12 protein-coding genes and 1 pseudogene are annotated in these 20,379 nt (G+C 52.3%); 2 read left to right on the plus strand and 11 right to left on the minus strand.

From position 1 onward, the window contains the following. From AC6T8Q_RS19405 to AC6T8Q_RS19450, 10 genes and pseudogenes are all read right to left on the minus strand, one after another. A pseudogene (locus tag AC6T8Q_RS19405) lies at positions 1-186 on the minus strand (hypothetical protein); the annotation flags it as partial. 347 nt (positions 187-533) lie between these two features. Next, on the minus strand, positions 534-1,577 hold the full coding sequence (locus AC6T8Q_RS19410; protein WP_500680652.1) for a GGDEF domain-containing protein: 1,044 nt from the start codon (positions 1,575-1,577) through the stop codon (positions 534-536). Next, a complete protein-coding gene (locus AC6T8Q_RS19415) occupies positions 1,561-2,649 on the minus strand; it encodes a cobalamin B12-binding domain-containing protein (protein WP_500680653.1) in 1,089 nt (362 codons plus the stop codon). Before AC6T8Q_RS19415 ends, AC6T8Q_RS19410 begins: the two co-directional genes overlap by 17 nt. 1,918 nt (positions 2,650-4,567) lie before the next feature. Beyond that, positions 4,568-6,721, minus strand: coding sequence for a copper-transporting P-type ATPase (locus AC6T8Q_RS19420; RefSeq protein WP_500680654.1), 2,154 nt, complete (start codon positions 6,719-6,721; stop codon positions 4,568-4,570). Positions 6,722-6,728: 7 nt separating this feature from the next. Continuing rightward, positions 6,729-7,046 carry a YHS domain-containing protein gene (locus AC6T8Q_RS19425; RefSeq protein WP_500680655.1) on the minus strand — a complete coding sequence of 106 codons (318 nt, stop codon included), beginning with the start codon at positions 7,044-7,046 and terminating at the stop codon, positions 6,729-6,731. 72 nt (positions 7,047-7,118) lie between these two features. Continuing rightward, complete coding sequence (locus AC6T8Q_RS19430) at positions 7,119-7,676, minus strand: RNA polymerase sigma factor (protein ID WP_500680656.1); 558 nt, start codon at positions 7,674-7,676, stop codon at positions 7,119-7,121. A 14-nt stretch (positions 7,677-7,690) separates the two neighbouring features. Then, entirely contained in the window at positions 7,691-8,035 is a 345-nt protein-coding gene (locus AC6T8Q_RS19435; RefSeq protein WP_500680657.1) for a hypothetical protein, read from the minus strand. Between the two features lie 26 nt (positions 8,036-8,061). Continuing rightward, a complete protein-coding gene (locus tag AC6T8Q_RS19440) occupies positions 8,062-12,399 on the minus strand; it encodes an efflux RND transporter permease subunit (RefSeq protein ID WP_500680658.1) in 4,338 nt (1,445 codons plus the stop codon). A gap of 126 nt (positions 12,400-12,525) precedes the next feature. Then, positions 12,526-14,484 carry a hypothetical protein gene (locus AC6T8Q_RS19445; protein WP_500680659.1) on the minus strand — a complete coding sequence of 653 codons (1,959 nt, stop codon included), beginning with the start codon at positions 14,482-14,484 and terminating at the stop codon, positions 12,526-12,528. Between the two features lie 1,258 nt (positions 14,485-15,742). Then, entirely contained in the window at positions 15,743-16,306 is a 564-nt protein-coding gene (locus tag AC6T8Q_RS19450; protein ID WP_500680660.1) for a hypothetical protein, read from the minus strand. A gap of 936 nt (positions 16,307-17,242) precedes the next feature. Here AC6T8Q_RS19450 and AC6T8Q_RS19455 point away from each other — a divergent pair. Then, positions 17,243-18,502, plus strand: a complete 1,260-nt coding sequence (locus AC6T8Q_RS19455; protein ID WP_500680661.1) for a TolC family protein — start codon at positions 17,243-17,245, stop codon at positions 18,500-18,502. A gap of 905 nt (positions 18,503-19,407) precedes the next feature. Here the strand turns inward: AC6T8Q_RS19455 and AC6T8Q_RS19460 are convergent. After that, positions 19,408-19,656 carry a hypothetical protein gene (locus tag AC6T8Q_RS19460; protein WP_500680662.1) on the minus strand — a complete coding sequence of 83 codons (249 nt, stop codon included), beginning with the start codon at positions 19,654-19,656 and terminating at the stop codon, positions 19,408-19,410. 102 nt (positions 19,657-19,758) lie between these two features. On the opposite strand from AC6T8Q_RS19460, the gene AC6T8Q_RS19465 reads away from it, so the two are divergent. Then, positions 19,759-20,139: a hypothetical protein gene (locus tag AC6T8Q_RS19465; protein WP_500680663.1), complete on the plus strand. Its 381-nt coding sequence runs from the start codon at positions 19,759-19,761 to the stop codon at positions 20,137-20,139. Positions 20,140-20,379: the final 240 nt, after the last annotated feature.

The following is a 20,379-nucleotide window of genomic DNA, read 5'->3' on the forward strand; positions in this document are numbered from 1 at the left end:
AATTTTTGCTGTGATATCGATATCGGCCTGGTTTTCATTTTGATCGATGGGTGTTTTTTCATTGGCGTCACGATCGCGGACGTTGACACCCGTATTGTCACGATCGGCACCAGTCGAATCGCTCGCCGGTTCCATACACCCGCTGAGCGCAATAAATGCTAGCCCCAAGATTGTTAAGCGTCTCATTTTTAAGTCCTTGTAAAAGTGCTCGAATGGACTAATCAAGGCAAATTGCATGCCTTATGATTCGTCGTTAGTTATTCACAGATAACAAGGAAAGATAAGGAGAAGGTGGAAGCTACTGCACCACCTAGGACTCGCGGGCCGCAGTTCGCCTTTACGACTCAAGCGGAAGCTGGCATCATCAGCACAGTCGCTTGTAGCAGCTTGCGCTTAGACGGATGTGAACAAAATCGGAATCCGCATTCCAATTAGTGAGACTTGCAGCTCTTGCTGTGAATTTGGGAGATAAAAAAAGAATTGTCGAGGGTACTTAAGGTGAGCCGCCAGGCGATTATCTCCTTACCCGCCGCCTACTCGGTCATGGCTGGAACTGAACTGTAAAGGTCCGTAGTGCAACAGACTCGATTCCGGCCTCCAACCTTTGCCTGATACATAGCTCCGTCCGCTTGCGCAATTAACGCTTTACGATCTAGTTCGCAGCCAATCATGGTGGCACTACCAATACTCACAGTGATTGGACGACAATCCCAGGGACCAAATTCAATGGTCCGCCGAATTCGTTCGGCAACATTGGCGGCATCGTCAGATCCACAGCTGGGCAAGATGACTGCGAACTCCTCACCACCATAGCGCGCGACCACAGATTCCGAGCGGCTTTCCTGGGTCAAAATTCTAGCCACTTTGATTAACACCGTATCGCCGGCCGGGTGCCCAAACTGGTCGTTAAATTGCTTGAAGTAGTCGACGTCCATCATGAGCAGCGACAGTGGAGTGCCGTACCGGGCAGCGCGGACGTACTCGCGCTCAAGTGCGTCCTGAAACTCACGATGGTTCTTTAAGCCGGTGAGTCCGTCGGTTGTTGCGAGAGAATGGAGTCGCACGTTCGCGTCAGCTATTTCTGCATTTTTCTGAGCCAACTCACGCTGGATATTTACCAGTTCGTTGTTCAAGCGAGTGAATTCAGCCAGCATGTCCTCATCTTGTTGGCGCAACCGAGCTGCCTCGAGTTGATCCTCTTTGAGTGTCATCCTCAGAGTGTTCAGCTGTTCGTTTTGAATCTTCGTCATCTCATCATAAAGTTCCATGATTCCCGTCCGAGAAGGTGAACCACACACGATGATACCTTCTTCGGTAAGTCCTCCGGTGAGTAATAAACCGGTTACTTGATCGTGGCAGCGAACATTCAGCTCCCAACCGAATGTTGCGCGTGACTCCATGGCCGTGCGGAGAAACTCTCGGGCCTTTTCCCGGCTATCTTCATCGACGATTCCAAAGAGCGTCGCGTGCGATTCACAACCTGAGGTAATCCCCAGGTCGTCGCGAATGATTCGAATGATCTCTCCTGACGGATCGCATTGGAGCACGATCCCTGATTTATCATTGCGATTGTTCATGGGCAGGCTTCCTCGAGGAGAGCAGTTGTTCGGCAAGTTCGATTGCCTGGTCGGCATCGGCTGCATGTCCATCGGCGCCAATTTCTCGCCAAAGGTCGAGAGACACTTTGAAGGGGTGACCCCCGACGAGAATGATCATGTGGTCGCATGCACGATTGGATCGCACTTCAGTGATTAATTTCGCGACCGAGGAAACATTGGTTGTCAATGCCGTCGATACTGCCAACACATGCGCATCACGATCGATAGCGGTTTGAATGATACTAGCGCTCGGCACATCGGCACCTAGGTAGAATGTGTCCCAGCCTGCCATCTCAAAGAGATCGGCAACCATGCGAATTCCAATTTCATGCAGGTCACCTCCTATGCACACTGTCACAATACGCCGGTTGATCCGCTCGGACTTAAAGATGAGCGGATAGAGCTGCGACATAATGAGCTGGGTGGCCGCAGTGCATAAGTGCTCTTGAGCAATGCTAATCTGGTTAGACTGCCACAGTCGGCCGACCTCGTACTGCGATTGTTGAAACACATGCAAGTAAATATCTCGTACTGAAGTCCCCTGTTGAATGGCGTCCATGACGAGTTCGCTCGCCTTGCGACGATCAGCTGCGAGCAGCGCATTCAGGTACTCTCTAGCGAGGCTAGCCAACGGCCTGTCTTCGGTGAGATAGCTCGGTGCTTCCGACGGTAGTGTAGGGAGGCGGTCTAGGCTGGCTAAAATGCACTGCTCGGCCAAGATCGCCTGAGAGTATGGCAACTCTTCTTTAATAATTTGGCAGCACAATTTTAAGGACTCTGCCAAATCTTCAATAGGAATTCCACGAGCGCAGAGCATGACTTTTAGCCAGGCAACATAATCCACAAAAAGCTGCGGTCGCCCCGCTGAGATGGCCTCCGCCAATCCGTTCAAGTGATATCTTACATCGTTGACACACTTGGCCCGGCCAGCATTACCATAACGGGAAACCAGCTCCGGCTGCAGTGTGGAATAGCGCGAAACAATTCTATCGGCGAACAAGTCTCGATTCCCTAAGATCGACTCGCTGGCTATCAGATTCTCGGATGGCATAGAGCTTCTCCTCGCAGCGAGGCTACATATTCAAGGAAGCGAATTGAAACGCTATTGGGAACTAGTTTTAATCCTTTAGGAATTTCCACGTGAGGTTCCTGATAAGTATCGCAAAGTCAACCAAATATAGAGTGCTATTCCGACCAGCAGACAACATGAGGTGAATACCTTGCCGTGGATGGCAATATACGGCATATAGTGGTCGTACCTGCGATTGACGTGATCATATAGCGGTCAACGGGCCAGAGTGGCCCCCATGTCCCAAACGAAGGCTTCACGCTATTCTACTGGGCCAGCGCAACATGGTAGATTCCGATGTTGGTAATTCTGGGAGTCTGGCGACTTGTCTACAAACGCTTTCCGCTGCGCTATAATCTGTAGTACTAGGGCGTTGTGTTTCCGTTGGGAATGTACGGAGTTTGTACGTTCCGGCTAGCTCATGCAATGGACGTGATATTCCTATTGGTGATTCCCGAGAGCGTCATCTACTTTGCTCTTGCCGCTTGGTTGTTGACTTTCGGTGCCATGCTTTACACATTATTGATGCTTTCATGGAAACGAGTTCCGTAAGCACGCTTATGATGTATGAAACTTCAACACCAAGTGCTGCCGCATTCACAGGTTGGACCATTCGCCAGAGGCCACGGCCATTCGCGACTCAACGCCGATTTTCGTTGGAGAGTTACCAAGCGATGGGATACAAATCGCGATCCATAGTGTGGCATCAACTTCTTGGTTATGAGACCTCTACAGAATCGACCGATTTTGAACTGCCCATTATTTGGCAGTTTGGCTGCGAGAAATCAAACGACGCGGATTTCTAATACAAGCAAACCTGCAAGGTCCCCCCCGACCTTAGCAGGCGCGTTACCTCGTTCCCCGCTCAGGACGAACCGACATTCTTCACCTAACAGAGCCATTATCACCCTCGACGAGTCCGTCCCGTTGATCCTGGACGTATCCGTCTCGCAGATGGAGGTCGTTACCGTCCTTGATGTAGATGACGGGCTGTACCGAGGAGTCATCCATTTGAGAACGTGCAGGTCATTCCTATATCAGGACTTCCCTTCCCTGTTCTCAGTTTCGTCGATCTCTTTAGGCTCGCCGAAACGATGGATTCCCTCTCCACCCCACCCGCCCGGCCGTGCTCTACAGTTACTGCGTTTCGATAACCAAGTTTTTCGACACCCAGCACCTAGAGTCCATTCTTAGGATAGATTCGAGTGGAGCTGCCGGCGCAGCCGGTAGGAACACGAAAATCTATCCTACGAATGAAGGCCAAGTACTCCTACTGATAAACGTCTTGAGAACTATGAGCTACTGTCTCGGGCTGCGCCCGAACCAGGGGTAGCCGGGCTGCGCCCGGCATACCCATCTTTACTCTAAAAGTAAAAACCAGGAGTTAAGATATATCTCAAGATTCTGAGTAGATCAGAACTATCTAGCCGAGTCGATTCTCTATCCTGAACCAAAGAGAGTGTAACCCTTAGCAGCGAAGATAGTTCGAACCTCCTATCTCGGAAAGGTAACAGACGAAATCCAGGCAACGGGCAGGTGGTTGATCCTGCAATCCAGAGCGACGCCCTGGTCCTACGGCAAGCATTTACTATGAAAATGTAATCATAAGTCTGAGGAAAATTGCCCCTTCCTCACCTTTCCTAATCGCCCTTCGGGCAAGATGGACTGTGGTCCTAATGCCGACATAATGGACTATCAATACGGTATAGAACAATAATCTCTCATAATTGGCATGTAATACTCTTGATCCACCCAAACCAGGATCGGTTTTTTTTTGCCAAGGGACACTCGATGTCTTGGGACTCAGCCATCATCTAATAACAGCTGGGACCACAACCGAACCTAAGGGAATCAGCTAGGGAGGATTTTGAATTATATGACTGTGTCTCGGCTGACCAACTCAAATGTTAGCCTTACTTAGTCGCAGTGCATTTCCAATAACGCTCACCGAACTCAAGCTCATTGCGGCGGCAGCAATCATCGGATTTAATAGAAGTCCTGTAATGGGATAAAGAATTCCGGCGGCAATCGGAACGCCGAGGACGTTATAGATAAACGCGAAGAACAGATTCTGTCGAATATTTTTCATGGTCGCCTCGCTCAAACGTCGACTGCGGGTGATCGCCCGTAAGTCACCGTTAACTAGCGTGATCCCAGCACTTTCCATAGCTACATCTGTTCCCGTACCCATCGCTATGCCAACGTGAGCTTCAGCAAGTGCAGGAGCGTCATTGATGCCGTCGCCCGCCATAGCGACGATGCTTCCCTTAGCTTTCAGCCTTTTTACAACTTCAACCTTTTGCTCTGGCAAGACTTCAGCTTGGACATCCTCGATACCAAGTTTCTTTGCCACCGCGTTAGCCGTTGTACGGCTGTCCCCCGTTAGCATGACGACATGGATTCCTTCTTCTTTAAGCATTCGCAAGGCTTCGGCAGTCGTCTCCTTAATCGGATCAGCCACGCCTAAGAGTCCAGTCAGCTTGCCGTCAACCGTCATAAACATGACTGTCTGGCCTTGGCTTCGTAGTTCTTCCGCTAGTTTGAATGAATCTTCAGCATTGACCTCCTGATTCTCAATCAATTGACGATTGCCGATCGCAACTTTCTTGCCTTCGATGGTACCTGTCACCCCCTTCCCAGTAATCGATTGAAAGTCGCTAACATCTGCCAGTTCTAGTCCCCGCTCCTTGGCCCCCTTGGCGATGGCGGCTGCCAGCGGATGCTCACTCGCTCGTTCCAAGCTGCCTGCTAATCGCAATACTTCCAAATCCGTCGAACCTGCTTGCGGAAGAACAGTGACTAGTCGGGGCTTACCCTCCGTGAGGGTGCCAGTTTTGTCGACGACCAACGTATTAACTTTTTCCATGACCTCCAGCACCTCGGCATTTTTCACGAGGATGCCCGCCGCGGCACCGCGACCTACTCCCACCATGATTGACATTGGCGTAGCAAGTCCCAGCGCACACGGACATGCGATGATTAAGACGGCCACGGCATTGATGAGTGCATAGGCATAACGAGGCTCGGGACCAAAAATTGCCCAAAGCACAAAGGTCAAGACAGCCAAGAGCAGTACCGCCGGCACAAAGTAGCCGGCCACTGCATCCGCCAACCGCTGTGTTGGAGCGCGACTCCGCTGGGCCTCGGCTACCATTCTCACGATTTGTGAAAGTACAGTGTCTTTGCCAACTTTCTCCGCTTGCATTACAAAGCCGCCCGCACCATTGACGGTTGCTCCGATCAACTTGTCACCGACAGTTTTTTCGACGGGAACCGGCTCACCTGAAATCATCGACTCGTCGACAAAGCTATTGCCTTCTACGACGATTCCGTCGACGGGCACTTTTTCACCTGGCCGCACACGGAGTTTGTCGCCAGTTTGCACCTGTTCCAGTGAGATATCCTCGTCCGTTCCATCGGCCCTCACTAGGCGGGCAGTCTTCGGCGAAAGTCCCAGGAGTGTGCGAATAGCAGCCCCCGTCTGACTGCGGGCACGCAGTTCCAACACTTGGCCCAATAAGACAAGGGTGGTAATGACCGCAGCCGCTTCAAAATAGAGGTCGACGCCGCCGTGTCCTGAGCGAAAAGAAGCTGGAAATACCTCTGGGAAAAATGTAGCAATCGTACTGTGAATGAAGGCTGTCGCAGTTCCAATCCCGATCAGCGTGAACATATTTGGCGAGCGATTCAGGACCGACTGCCACATGCGGACGAAGAAAGGCAATCCTCCCCACAATACTACAGGCGTTGCTAATGCAAATTCGACGTAGGCAAGTGTGCTCGGGTCAAACCAGTGAGCAAACTGCTCGGCGAAGACCATCCGTGACATCGCTAACAGAAACAAAGGAATTGTTAGCAGAGCACTCACCCAAAACCGGCGAGTCATGTCGGCTAGTTCAGGATTGGACTCCTCAGCGATGACGGTTCGTGGCTCCAGTGCCATGCCACACTTAGGACAGCTTCCCGGCTTGTCGCTGACAATTTCCGGGTGCATCGGACAGGTGTATTCGATACGCTCGGCAGGAGTGGTGGGAGCTTCTGGCTCCAAAGCCATGCCGCATTTAGGACAACTGCCCCGGCCCCACTTGTCGCACTTCAGGGTGCATCGGACAAATGTAAACAGCATCCGTAGCGTGGGTGGTCAACGAGATTTCGTGAACTTGCTGCTGCCCGCCACAGCAACTGCTTTTCCCACCGCAGCAGCTCTCATCCGCGACTTTTACGGCTGTTTTGGCAAGGAACTTCTCAGGAGATCCACGAAACCGATCTCCGCAGTGTTTGCTGCAAAAGAAGTAGGTCGTATCACCAAAATCCGCTTGATCTGCCGCCTGACCTATTTCGATGGTCATTCCGCAGACAGGATCAATTGTCGTAGCCATTTTCGTTCTCCTATGACGTTTCCAATACACCAAGGGATACGAAGAGTGTTTCAAACTATTACACTCGGGAAATCAATTCTTTCCACAAGTGCAGTCATAGCATCCGTGATCCGCACAAGTTCGACACGTTTCTTCGAGACGCTTTTTGAGCGCCAGCCGGGCACGATAAAGTCTGACGGCCGTATTGTTGGGAGTGATTCCCAGTCGAGTCGCGGCCTCCGTCACTGATTGGCCACCCAAATCAACAGTTGTCAAAAGTTCGCCATATTCCGGCTTAAGGGTCGGTATCAAATCTTTGAAACACTCGCAGACTGTGTTCTCCAGCTCCACTAAGTCGTTTCGCTGCAACTCAACTTCTGCTCGATGCTGTTCAATGGCGCGCTTCTCTAGATCTTTGTGGCGGTAATGGTCGATCAAAGCGTTTCTCAAAACCTGGAAGAACCAGGCGACAACTGATTCCCCTTTGAGTGAGTCCTCCTGCTGCACAGCTTTAGCAAATGCAGACTGAAGAATCTCTTCAGCGTCCTCACGTGATCCTACTCGCTGTTCCAGAAAGGCGAGAAACCTTAGGTGGCTTGCTAGCAGTATCTGCAAAACGTCGTCATCAGGTTTTCTGGGTTCGATGTTCATAGTTAGCTTGTAGGCTATTTCTGAATCTTCGCCTCATACTCTGCAAAATTGCTCTTCAATTCGTCGACACAACCGGCACAACAGACGAACATGTCGCGACCTGCGACCGTGACCTTGACCGGTGTACCCATCGATCCCAAGGCTTGATCACTCACAGGACAAATTTTCTGCGCGATTGCTGCTTCGCGGTCTTCAGGACTAAGTTTGGCAAATGCCTCGTCCACTTCAGTTTCCTCATGGGTTGTATGTTCGTGCGAATGGTGGGCCTCAGTATTCGCAGGTGGACTTGGTTTAGTACCACAGCCTAATACAGCAAATGATAGACCAACAATTGATCCCCACAGAATTGATCGCGACATTGTTAAACTCCAAATGTGGTTGAGATTTAGATTCCGACGGTTGAAGGCTCTAAGGTTGTTTGCGCAGGTACGGAAAGGGCTTCCTGAACAGGCTGATGATGGATCTTATGCCACCGCCTCTTACGCACTTGGTAAAAGAGGACTGGCAGCAACAAATCCACGACTTCATCAGATACTAAAATTCCCCCCAGCACGGGTGCCGCCATAGGACGCATAATTTCTGAACCCGTACCAGTGGCCCATAGCATGGGGGCCAAACCGACCATGGTTGTCAGTTCAGTGAGTAACTTGGGGCGAGTTCGATGGACAGCTCCATCCATCACCGCTTGCCGTACCTCGACGAGGGTCATGTTCTCTAGTCCGCCGCGTTCTTCGATGGCCTCACGCAAGTAAACCAGTAACACCAAACCGTTCTCGGTGGCTAATCCGAAGCAGGCGATGTATCCCACCCACACGGCAACACTGAAGTTAAATCCAAACAGCCACTGGAACAGAACACCGCCTGCAATGGACCCGGGCACGGCCAGCCCCATAACTAGGATGGTATCTACAAAGTCATGATAGGTGATGTACAAGATGAGAAAGATCAACGCGATGACCAAAGGGAAGAGTACCGACAAAGTTCTCCGTGCCCGAACTTGATGCTCGAATTGTCCACTCCATTCCAAGTACATGCCCGAGGGCAACTTGACTTGTTCGGCGACTGCCCGTTGTGCCTCCTCGACAAATCCTACGATATCACGATCACGGACATTGAGTTGTACGTAGGCCCGCAACAGGCCATTCTCGCTTTTGATCATGGAGGGCCCTTCCACAATCCGAATGTCAGCCACTGAGCCAAGCGGAACTTGTTGTTGTGCTGCCTCGCCTTCGGATTTCGCTTTGCCTTCCATGCCTGTGTTGGGTGAGCCGCTCACCAGCAGTTGTTTAATGGATTCCTCATCGACCCTGAAATCACGGGCGTAGCGAATCCGTACTGGAAATCGTTCGCGTCCCTCCACTGTTGTGGTAATAGGCTGACCGCCTAAAGCCACTTCTATAACTTCCTGAATGTCTCCTACATTGATGCCATAGCGAGCGGCCTGCTCGCGGTTAATATCGATTTCCAAGTAGCCTTCCCCGACGATCTGGTCAGGAAACACATCGACCGCGCCACGGATTCCCTTGAGCACTTGGGCCACTTGCTCAGACACGGCTTGAATCTGATTGAGGTCATCGCCATAGACTTTTACGCCGATCATGGTGCGCACTCCCGTGGCGAGCATATCCACGCGATTGATAATTGGCTGAGTCCAGATGTTCCCCCATCCCGGCATTTGAACGACGGTGTCCATTTCCTTAATTAGGCCGTCACGAGTTCGCCGCCACAGGAATACCTGACTTGAGAAGTTTTCTTCTGCAACACGGCGGATCTCCTGCATTTGCTCAGCCGATATAACGCCCCCTTTCCAAACGCCTTTTTGCTTGGCTTGTTCGGCCAGTTGCGTCACGGCCTGCCACGTGTAAGCAGGACCAGCCATATCGACGAGTTCCCAGTTCAACTCCTGGATACGTTCACTCCAGGCTTCGTGATATTGTTGCTCCACATCGCTTAGCACGACGCTAAAGAAGGTTTCTCGCTTTTGTCCTAAAAGCTCTCGCAGGTTCGCGTAAAGTTCCGAGAACACGGAACGCGAAAGAATCAACAAATCAGCCCGTTGTTCCACAGTCCCCCGTTCCGTCAATAGTTCGGCAACGCCCTGCGCCAGATGCGTCACACTCACCAAATCAGGACCGCTGGCAAGCATGGTGCTGTACCGGGGCGAGAGTTTATCCGCCATCTCCCGTACATCATCTTCGCTTACCGCGTTGGGTAAATGGCCTCCATCGCGGAGCAACTCAACCGTTTTCTCCAGCGTCGCAATGACGAGTTGATACCCCAATTTGCCCCGAAACACTTGAAGTTGGCGAAGAGCATGAGCACGCATGATCTCATCGAATTTGCCCACGGTATACATAGTGGCATCGTTTATTAGGCCATCTCGATCTGCCGTCTGAATCTCAATCCAGCCCGTCCTCTCCAGCTCGGTGAGCACAACGCCAGTCTGTAGGAGGGCATCATCGTAGGCAATTTCACGCTTGGTCCAATGCTCTTCGGGCAGCAGGTTGATGACTGTTTCCACCATATCGGGAGGAGCCGGGTCCGTCGGTGTTTCAGCTCGACCGGCTTTGCCGACAACCAGTTCCACTTCAGGAAAGGTCCGCAGGATCGCATCCCGAGCCTTCAAGTCGTCGGCAACTTGCGTGATGCTCGCCCGGGGGATCGTCACGGGCATGTCGAGAATTGTCCCTTCGTTCAGTGGCGGCATAAATTCGCGACCTAAGCGGGACATATTTCTGTCGGCGATGAAAGCGATCAAAAATAAGCTCGCCAGCACAGTTCCGCGACCAAGCAAACGACGGCGGCCCAGAATCCAGCTACAACCAATAGCCATGAAAGGAGCTATCACAAGCATCAAGGCGTATGGCACGCGCAGGCCTGGACCGCCGTCTTGGATATCAAGACTCAACCCCGTCGCGGGCAGCATCAAAGCGACTAGGAACATTGCCACTGCCCAAATACCTGCCACGAGCCACCACAAACGTGAAAAACCAGGCTCTTCCCTATTCACGGCCCAAACGGCAGCGAGCATTGAAGTCGCTGCGACGATACGGAAAAACAGCCAAAAGAACCCATCACCAGTGATGGCCGGAATCAGGCCGACGATAAGGATGATTCCTGTGACCCAGACGATGGGCCAAGGATGATCCATTAGAAAATTAAGCACTGGCTGGTAAATCTCGATCACCCGCCGTACCAACCAGTTTTCTTCCTCACCCCTTACCCGTCCTCGCACTAGCTGTGGAATCACCGCCGGGACCAAAGTAATTGCTAGTAACGATACCCCGACTAACGCAAAGGTCTTGGTAAAGGCGAGCGGATGGAACATGCGCCCTTCCATGCCACCCAAGGCAAACACAGGCAGGAAACTCACGATCATGATCATCAGCGAAAAGAAGATCGGCCTCCCCACGGTCTGAAGCGCAGGGATGAGAAGCTCCCGAGTATCGCCGGTGACTTTCCGGCTGCCAAATTCCTTGTGCAGCGTATGCGCCCCTTGGTCGACCATGACGATGGCAGCATCGACCAGGACGCCAATTGAAATAGCAATTCCCGAGAGCGACATAATGTTCGATGGGATGTGAAACGCTCGCATCAAAATGAATGCGACCAAGACTGTCATGGGCAGGATGAGGCAGATGATCAGGGCGCTGCGGACGTGCCGCATGACAAAGATAATCGCGAGGCTGGCCACGAAGATTTCTTCAAAGAGTGTTTCCTTCACGGTTTCGATGGCGTTCTCGATCAGGCGCGTGCGGTCGTAGAAGGGAACTATCCTGACGCCTTCCGGCAGACCTGCTTGCAACTGGGCAATCTTGTCCTTGATCGCCTCGGTGACTTCTAGCGGATTCTCGTCGTATCGCATCAGGACAACTCCGCCGACCGCCTCGTTGCCGTTCTTTTCCAAACTGGTTCGCCTTGCCGCCGAACCGAACTGTACCGTGGCGACGTTGGAAACATAGACCGGCGTACCATTCACGCGTTTGAGGACAATGTTCTCCACATCCCTGAGCGACTTGATCCATCCCACACTGCGGATCAGGAATTCGCTGCCGCCTTTTTGAACGACGCGGCCACCCACGGCGGAATTTGATTTCGCGACAGCCGAGTACAACTCGCCGAGCGTGATGTTGTAGGCCCGCAATTTGTTGGGATCGACATCGATCTGATATTCAATAGGGTAGCCACCAACGGAAGCCACTTCGGCCACCCCGGGCACGCTGTAAAGTTGGTATCGAACGAACCAATCCTGAATCGCCCTCAGGCGGCCAATGTCGTAACCATCTCCCTCGACGGTGTACCAAAAGATTTGGCCCAAAGCCGTGGCATCAGGGGCGAGGTAAGGCTTCACGCCCTCGGGCAAAAACGTCTCCGCAATCGAAAGCCGTTCCAGGACTCGCTGCCGAGCAAAATAGAAATCAATGTCATCCTCAAAGATGATATTGATCATCGAAAACCCGAATTCGGAAGTCGCCCGAATGGCCTTCACTCCCGCCAAACCTTGCAGGTTCACCGAGAGTGGATAGGTCACCTGGTCTTCGACTTCGCGGGGGCTGCGCCCCATCCAATCGGCAAAGACAATGACTTGGTTTTCAGAGAGGTCGGGAATCGCGTCGATCGGTGTATGATAAAGGGCGTAGACTCCCCATCCGGCAATCAAAACCGCCGTAGCAATCACAATGAATGGATTGCGAATCGAATAGGCAATGATTTTTTCAATCATGTTTTTGGTTACTCATTAACGGCAGCCGTGGCGCTGTTTGGCTCGACCAAAGTCGAGTGCTAACCCACCAGTTCGCCACGGCTGCCTTGTGCTTTCTCAAAACTTGCAAACCATCACTACCGCCATTCAATGCACATGAGTCGTCCCAGGCGACTTGCTGGCGGGTGATTCTTCTTTTTTACCAGTTAGTTTCTCGACTTTCTTTAATGTCTCCTCGGCATGCTCCTGAGCTTCCATTTCGCAGCCGGCACAACACAGAAACACAGGTTGCCCTTGAACGATGACTTTGACAGGTGTCCCCATGGAACCGAGTGGTTCATCCGTCACAGGGCACGACCCTTGCTTGATGGCGAGCTTTTGATCTTCGGGGGATAGCTTTTGAATCTGTGCAAGTTGCGCGCTCGAAAGACCACTTTTGGTTTCGGCTACTCTGTGTGTCGTGGAAGCCGCCGGGTCAGAGCCATCTTTGCTGCCGGTCGTGCCGCTTGCACCAAAATACGCGGAGGCGGCAGCCGGATTGAGACGAGTCTCGGCATCAAGAAGGAACGAACCGGCCGCCACGATCTTGTCGGCAGCCGTAAGACCGCTAATCACCGGGTAGTAACCGCCAGTACGCGGTCCGAGTTTCACTTCAACACCTTCAAACATTCCCGGTTCACGCTCCACATACACGACCTTCTGGGAGCCTGTGTCGATGACCGCCTGTTCGGGAACGCTGAGCACTGCGTCAACGGGAGGCGGGGCAATCTTAGCCATGTATTCCTCCGGGCTATCTAGCAGCGGCGTCTTGCATCCATCACAGCAGATGAAGACCGTCTGATCGTTGACGGTGAGCTTGATAGGATTACCCATGCTGCCGAGCTTGAGTCCCGTGACGGGACAAATCTTCTGATAAGCGATCAAGGTTGCATCTTCAGCATCCTTCGGTTTTTCATGGGTTTGAGCTATCGCACTTTTGAATGGTTCCGATTCACTGATCGGGGTACGCACAAAAACCGTGGCGGACATCCCCGGCCGCAGCTGTAGCCCATGATTCTCTAGGAGCACCCGTATCCGATTTGTGCGACTCTCCGCGTTCAGTTCTGGATAGATGAGTGCAATTTCGCCGCCAAAAGTCTTGCCCGGAACTCCTTCAACAGAGGCTTCGATTTCTTGACCGACTTGCAGAAAGGGCAGATCACGTTCGTAAACATCCGCTTCAATCCAGACGGTCGACAAATCGGCGATCTTGAACAACACTGTGCCAGGCTGAACCGAGGCCCCTTGTACGACATTCTTTTCAATCACTTGACCTGCCAAGGGAGAGCGAATCACTAGTTTGGCTGCGGACTCTTCACTTTGAAGAGCGTCATCGATTTCCGTATCGTCGACACCAAGCAGTTTAAGTCGCTGACGAGAACTGGCAATTAGATCTGCGGAACTGTGCTTCTTGGCAAGGAGGAGTTCCTGCATACTGCTGTAAAGATCCGGGCTGTAGATTTCAGCCAAGGGTTGCCCTTCGTCGACCTGCTCAAAGTTCTTGTCAACGTAAAGGTTCTCCAGGTAGCCGCCCACACGCGTGACAATTTCTGACAGACGAGCTTCGTCGTATTGCACGTACCCGACAGTTCGAATTTCTTTCGCTAGCGGCATATAACTCACGGGAACGGTCTTTACGCCCGCCAATTGGACACGCTCGGGAGAGAGTTGCACGCGCGTCAAAACTCCCTCGGGAAGTTCCGGCACTTCTCCCTTCTTGCGCAGGGACAAAGGCATACCGCAAATGGGACAGCTCGGTACCGCACCATTCGGTTCTCGCCCAGGTCGAATCACCGTGGGATGCATCGGGCAGTAGTATTCGGTGTCGGCACTAGCAGCCGTCGCCGCAGTATCGGGACGTGTCCAACGTTCCCAGTAATTCTCGATGGTTCCCCAATAGGCCATCAACAGACCGATGGCAACGAACAAACCGATGAATCGCAGGCGAACTTCGATGGCGCGTAGAAAGAATTTTGTTCGCTGCCAACGGTTCGCGGTAAGCGTACTAGTCTCTCCAAGATGAGAGTTCGACTGGCTGTCTGGCGTTTGTGGGCCTTCGTTATTCATGAGTATTTACATTTCGTGATTGTGGTTGGATAGTTTGAAGATGTACCTCAGCCTAGCGATAACCAGGCTGAGGCAATCAAAAACTGCACCGTAAATTAGCGAGTGCTGTACTTGCCGGGAGCAGTCTTCGGCAGCGCCCGGGTCGGTGTGCTCGACCGGCCGGAGTTACTCGAATACGAACGGCTGAAATTAACCGACGATGCAGGTGCCGGTGCATAGGAATATCGGCGACCTGAGGTGGGTTGCGACGCTACGGGTGCGTGCTCGGGGCAGGGCTTCGCTGTAGAAACGGCGTCATTCTCACTAGTAGGAGCTTGTGAGAAACGACGTGCAGCATCCGTTGTCGGTGCTTGAGCGACTACCGGACCCGGGACTTCGCGTATTACGGGAACCGAGCGAACAATCACCGGAGCACTCTGTGGAGCAGTGTACCGATAAACCGGTCGCGAACGTGTTACAGAGCGAGCAGTCGAACGATTTGCCTCGGCGAAGGGCCGAAAGTCTCCCCTCGCCTTCGCAGTGCCAAGAGTCTGGCCAGCTTGGCCAAGACTCGGTGCCAATAGAGCAATGGCCACTAACAATGTTGTAAATTTGGCGTTCATGATATTACTTCCGCCTCAAAAATGGCCTCCGAAAGTCTGTCACGAATGGGGCAACAATATGTTGGGCTTTCGTGGCAGGATTCTTCGTGCAATTTGCGGCACAGAGTGCAGCAACTAAGACAATAAGAAACCAAACCTATCGTGCGTAAGAAACCTAGCGATTACGCTAAGTGCGCACGTGGAGCGCCGACTCAAACCTGAAGACAGGTGTGCTGCGTAACAAGAGTTTGGGGAGAATGAGAAACTCCGCAGAAATCCGAAGCTGGCCTGGAAAGCCGCTGTCCAAATGTAAGTTCGCAAACCTCACAAGATACCGCAGGAGTGACCTTCACAAGGTCACGCAAATCTTGTTCGGCCGTCTTGGTTGGCTGCTGACTTTTTTCGGGAGATGTTCCGCAACAAGCCGGCCCACAGTGGCAATTGGCTCCGCAGCAGCAGCGCTTCATCACATGACTGATGGATTTAGCGACTGGACAATCCGCCGTCGCGCTTGGTGCACAAAATCCGCCCCCGACAAGGCTCAGCGAAAGGCTGGCCACCGTTAACAATCTGAAGTAGCGGGATGCAGGTCTCATGGCGCTATTATAGCTCAGTAAAACAAGGCCGGCCTATGCCGACCATCACCATTACCTTATACGCAGCTGAACAAGAAAAGTTCAGTTAGGATTATGATTGCGCGAATACAGTGCCGCAATGATAGGAGCAGAGCTTATGATGCTCTTTCGCCACATCTGTTCAAGGCTGGCCACCCCTCTGATTCCATAAGTTTCTTCTAGGGCGAGGTTTACGCCAACTTCTTGGCTTCGCCGAGCAAACTCATGCATTTTTCGTGGTTCACCTTTTGTAGACAAATAGCTTGCTAAAGAAGCACACTGGCCGTAGAAAACGCCCACCCGATCCTGACGGGGGTAATGCTGAGTAGTTAACAAATCCGCTAACGCGAATGTCTTGCCACGATTGATGCCGTTACGCAGGTCACGCTGATGCAAAACCTGTTTGTCTTCAGAATCTGCAAGTAGGGCTAGTCCTTCGTCATACCACAAGGGAGGAGGACCATCGCGGAAATGATCGGCAATGAGAACGTGAGTTAATTCGTGCGGCAAGACTTCCGTTCGATAGTCGGCGACATCGGTCCGCAGATCGATCCGGCGATTCTTAATTGCCCCTGTTGCAGGAGTGACGAGCGAAGACCCAAGAGTTTCTTGAGCCGCGCGACCCACGACTGCTCCATACCTTTGTTCGGTGGGGTAAAGATATACCTCGCATCGGTTTTGCCATTTGGTTTTACTAGACTGGAAACCATAGTGATCGGCGAGTGCAGCTCGTAGTTGCTCACAGTAGCTTGCCATCTGCTCGGCTTCAGTAGCACTACGGAACGAGCAGACTCTGAAACTGCCGGACGATGCCAACCAGCACCCCGGTTGTCGAGAATGAGAGACTTCTCGACAGGTACATTTGACCGAATCACAAGCAGCAACCATGGAAGAGCCAAATCCGCACCACAATTCCAGTAAGAGAATTAGAGTATTGCGAAGCATTGTTTTCAGGCGCGGGACAGTGAGCGAGGAGTGCTGACAGCCGCTAAAGCAAGGCTCATTCCGCATCACTGAAAAGATCAGGGCCGAAAACGTAACGTATTAAGGCATAGAGGTTTAACAAAATAGTCGTAGCTGGAGGATCGTTCGTGTTATCGCTTAAATGCCGCAAACACCAGCATTGAATGCCGCGAGTGCCAGCACGACGAATTCGAGTTTGACGGTCCAGTAAACCTTTCGCGGCCACTTATGTCGTGTGGGCATGCTGGTCGCAAATTGTCGATTTGAACGGATATCCGTTATTCGCCGACTGCTGAGGCGATGACACTGCTAACCCGCCGCTATCCGTCCCACCCATCCACGCCTGGAGCAGCAATGCGAACTGGCTATCAGACTACGCGCGCGGCGTTTTCAACATTGTTTTTACTGGTCTTACTCGCTGGTTGCAGAGGAGTTGGCAGTCTCGGTTCCGTCGCCGTCGACTCAAAAAACAGCGCAGTAACGGAATCTATCGCGGCATCATCGGCCAGCTCCATTGGCGAACAAGCTCAGGTCATCGTTCCACTCCCAACGGTGAACACGGGCGATGCAGTGCATTTGGTATCGCTTGTGGACGCGGAGATGGAAGTAATACCTACACCTACCTCAGTTGGTGAATATCCAGAACCGCCCACACTTGACGTGGAATATGTGGTTGCCCAGGCGCTGGCAGTGAATCCCGATATCCGCTCGGCGTCAGCAGCTTGGCGTGCCGCTGCCCGTCGCTATCCTCAGGAAGTCGCTTTGGATGACCCCATGTTTGGTTACTTACTTGGGCCAGGTTCGTGGGGAAGTGATGAGGTCGATGACGCGTATATGGTCGAGATTTCTCAAAAGATTCCTTGGCATGGTAAGCGACAGTTACGAGGCAACAAAGCTCGAGCCGAAGCAAATGCCGCCTTTCATGATGTCGCTGAAGAACGTCTACGCGTTGCTGAAGTTGCGAGACTGGCGTTCTACGAGTATTACGTCGCCCACCGGCAAATCGACGTGCTCAACGAGTCAACCAAATTGCTTACTGATTTTCGCGAAATCGCCGTAAGCAAGTATGAATCATCCAGTGTTGAACAGCAGGACGTTCTGTTGGTTGATGTCGAGCTTGCCGAGCAGGAGCGACGACTTTTGGAGTTAACGCGTCAAGAACAGGTCGCGCGGGCGCGGATCAATACTCTGCTACTCACCGCCCCGAATGCGACCTTGCCACCCCCTCCAGTCGAATTGCCGACGGACGCCGTGTTGATTCCAGCCGAAGACCTTCGAGGTATTGCGATAGCCCAGCGTCCAGAACTTGCCGCCCAAGCCGCTCGCATTCGAGCCGAACGGTATGAGCTATCCTTAGCTTGCAAGGAGTTCTACCCAGATCTGGAATTTGTCGGACGCTATGACGCGTTTTGGCAGGTGCCGGAAGATGACTTGCGTCCCATGGTGGGGATGAATCTCAACCTACCCATCTACAAGGATAAACGCTACGCAGCTGTAGCTGAAGCACGTGCAAGAATTGCTAAAGAGCAAGCCGACTATGACGCCAAGACCGTTGAAATCGCCTATGAAGTCGAACAAACTTACCGAAGAGTGGAAGAAAGCCAGCAGACGATCAAACTATACGAAGACAAAATTCTTCCTACAGCACGTCACAGTATCGACGCTGCGCGGGCCAGCTATCTCGCGGGCAAACTTGATCTCTTAAGGCTCATCGAATCCCAACGACAGCTGCTCAACCTCCGGGACGAATATTACGCGGCAATCGCTGAGTATCACAAACGATTAACGGAGTTCGAGCGTGTTATAGGACTATCACCAATAGATCCAATCGCTAATTCGTCGCTTGCCCCTAGCCTCTGACGCCTGGCACGCTATTTGGCACGGTATCGATTGCCATTCATGGAAAATTCTGTAAAATTTGGACGTACAAACGTCGGGCCGAAGGCCTTGCTGACCTTGCTAAGTCGTTAACTGTAAAGAATATAACGATGCCGACCGTTGCTAACGCAAAACTCCCGGAAGCTGACTCTTGATCAGTTGCTCTTTCTTTATGAGAGCGATAGCCAGAAGGTCAGAAGCCGTCCGGCATTTCATCGTCGCTTTTCAAACCCATTCCGTACAACGGGAATATACAAGAAGCAAAACTGCCGGATTGTGCCCTCGTTGGCTTCCCCAAATCAACCCAAGGACTTAACAAAATCCGAATCGGATGGTGACACGGTGACGTCGCGAACAGACTATTTAGTCAGTGGAGTGCAGGGTGGAATGCAATGGGCGTCTCCAAGTGTCGCGATATGCCATCTTTTGACATCATAGACCGGTGTTTAGACAAGCAGACGGTATAGGTGGTAGCGTTGCATGACTTTTGATGACGCCATCTGACGAGGGATGGAGTCAATTGACGTCATCGTCACGATGCTGACTTCGCCGCCTCCAAAGCCGAAGGTTGATTTCCCGAAGTCTGCCCTGACGCCTCCATCTATAATTCCAAATGGCATCTCAATAACATCGTTACCCCAGTTGGACTACTTGGTGGGAGTACTACCGTGCCTTTCTTCCTGAGCAAGTGGCGAGCAAGTGGACCGATGCGGAATTGCGTCGACTCGGTAAAGAACGGGGTTAAATGTGATTCGAGCCACTGCCTCTTAATCAGTAGGTTGTTGGTTCGATTCCAACAGGGAGCACTGATATAATACCCTTGCCGCAATTGCACTTGCGACAGGCTCTGAGAAACAGAAGCCTCAAAAGAAGCCCCTGGTCAGGAATCAGGTCAGGATTCGTGAGGTTTTTGTATATCTCGACGTGCGCAAGTTTGGTGGAACGACCACAAGGGAACTTGGTGTACCGAGCTTGGCGGTACGCGCCATACGCTCGCCAAAGGCAAGGCGAATCGTCGGCAAGCGGAAACGGCGCTGCGACGGCTGCTCGATGAGCGACAACTTCTGGCCGATGTCAACGGCGCAATCTCGGTTGCTGGACTCTGCGAACATTTCTTGCAGGATGCCGAGCAACATCTGGCTCGCTCGACTTAGGAGACATCATCGCAACGAAACAACAAACAGAGAGGCAAAAAGTAGAAAATGGCTGGGAGAAGATCACTAGGAGCGGCAATGGATATGACGCCCGAGAAATTGGCGTTCATCAAGGGACAGTCGCAAGCAGCCGCTAATCCACAAGCGGCAACACCAGTTGCTAAGGTACAGGAAAAGACTATTGAGGTTGCAGTCACTAAGAAAGACACCGAGTCGGAGAGGGAACCGGCGGCCCGTTCAACCCGACGTACCGCCAAACGCCCTACTCAGGAAACTCCCGGAGCGAGCGAAGTACTCGATCGGGTGCTCGTGCCGGTGACCATTCGATTGCTGCATCGCACGGCCCAGGCCTTGCGGCGAGCCTACTTGGAGCAGCGACTGAAACATGCCAAGCCCGATACGCAGCAAGAGATCGTGGAAGAGGCCTTGGGAGACTGGCTTTTACGCCAAGGGTTTCTCGAGTAGGGAACAGGCGTTAAAGACGGTATTCCCGGAGTTTTGCTGCCGAGCACTAGCAAATAGGAGTGCGCCGGGCCCGAGCTAGAGCGATGCCGCGTTGGTTACGTAAAGTGCGAACTGAAGTACCGTGTGCGTTTCCTGAAATCCCCACGCGTCCGCTAAGGTCGGGTGTACAAGCGAGAATAAGCGCGCCTTAGATTTGATTCCTACAACCACCGGTCTCGGGGACGAGATTTACGATCACAC

The organism is Bythopirellula sp., from assembly GCF_041737835.1.
In the GTDB taxonomy this organism is placed as follows: Bacteria; Planctomycetota; Planctomycetia; order Pirellulales; family Lacipirellulaceae; genus Bythopirellula.

Excerpts from the sequence above, each read along its gene's own strand:
- AC6T8Q_RS19425 (WP_500680655.1), bottom strand. The coding sequence starts at position 7,046 with ATGGCTACGACAATTGATCCTGTCTGCGGAATGACCATCGAAATAGGT.
- AC6T8Q_RS19465 (WP_500680663.1), top strand. The coding sequence starts at position 19,759 with ATGACGCCCGAGAAATTGGCGTTCATCAAGGGACAGTCGCAAGCAGCC.
- AC6T8Q_RS19445 (WP_500680659.1), bottom strand. The coding sequence starts at position 14,484 with ATGAATAACGAAGGCCCACAAACGCCAGACAGCCAGTCGAACTCTCAT.
- AC6T8Q_RS19430 (WP_500680656.1), bottom strand. The coding sequence starts at position 7,676 with ATGAACATCGAACCCAGAAAACCTGATGACGACGTTTTGCAGATACTG.
- AC6T8Q_RS19420 (WP_500680654.1), bottom strand. The coding sequence starts at position 6,721 with ATGGCTTTGGAGCCAGAAGCTCCCACCACTCCTGCCGAGCGTATCGAA.
- AC6T8Q_RS19455 (WP_500680661.1), top strand. The coding sequence starts at position 17,243 with ATGGAAGTAATACCTACACCTACCTCAGTTGGTGAATATCCAGAACCG.
- AC6T8Q_RS19435 (WP_500680657.1), bottom strand. The coding sequence starts at position 8,035 with ATGTCGCGATCAATTCTGTGGGGATCAATTGTTGGTCTATCATTTGCT.
- AC6T8Q_RS19460 (WP_500680662.1), bottom strand. The coding sequence starts at position 19,656 with ATGTTGCTCGGCATCCTGCAAGAAATGTTCGCAGAGTCCAGCAACCGA.
- AC6T8Q_RS19415 (WP_500680653.1), bottom strand. The coding sequence starts at position 2,649 with ATGCCATCCGAGAATCTGATAGCCAGCGAGTCGATCTTAGGGAATCGA.
- AC6T8Q_RS19440 (WP_500680658.1), bottom strand. The coding sequence starts at position 12,399 with ATGATTGAAAAAATCATTGCCTATTCGATTCGCAATCCATTCATTGTG.
- AC6T8Q_RS19410 (WP_500680652.1), bottom strand. The coding sequence starts at position 1,577 with ATGAACAATCGCAATGATAAATCAGGGATCGTGCTCCAATGCGATCCG.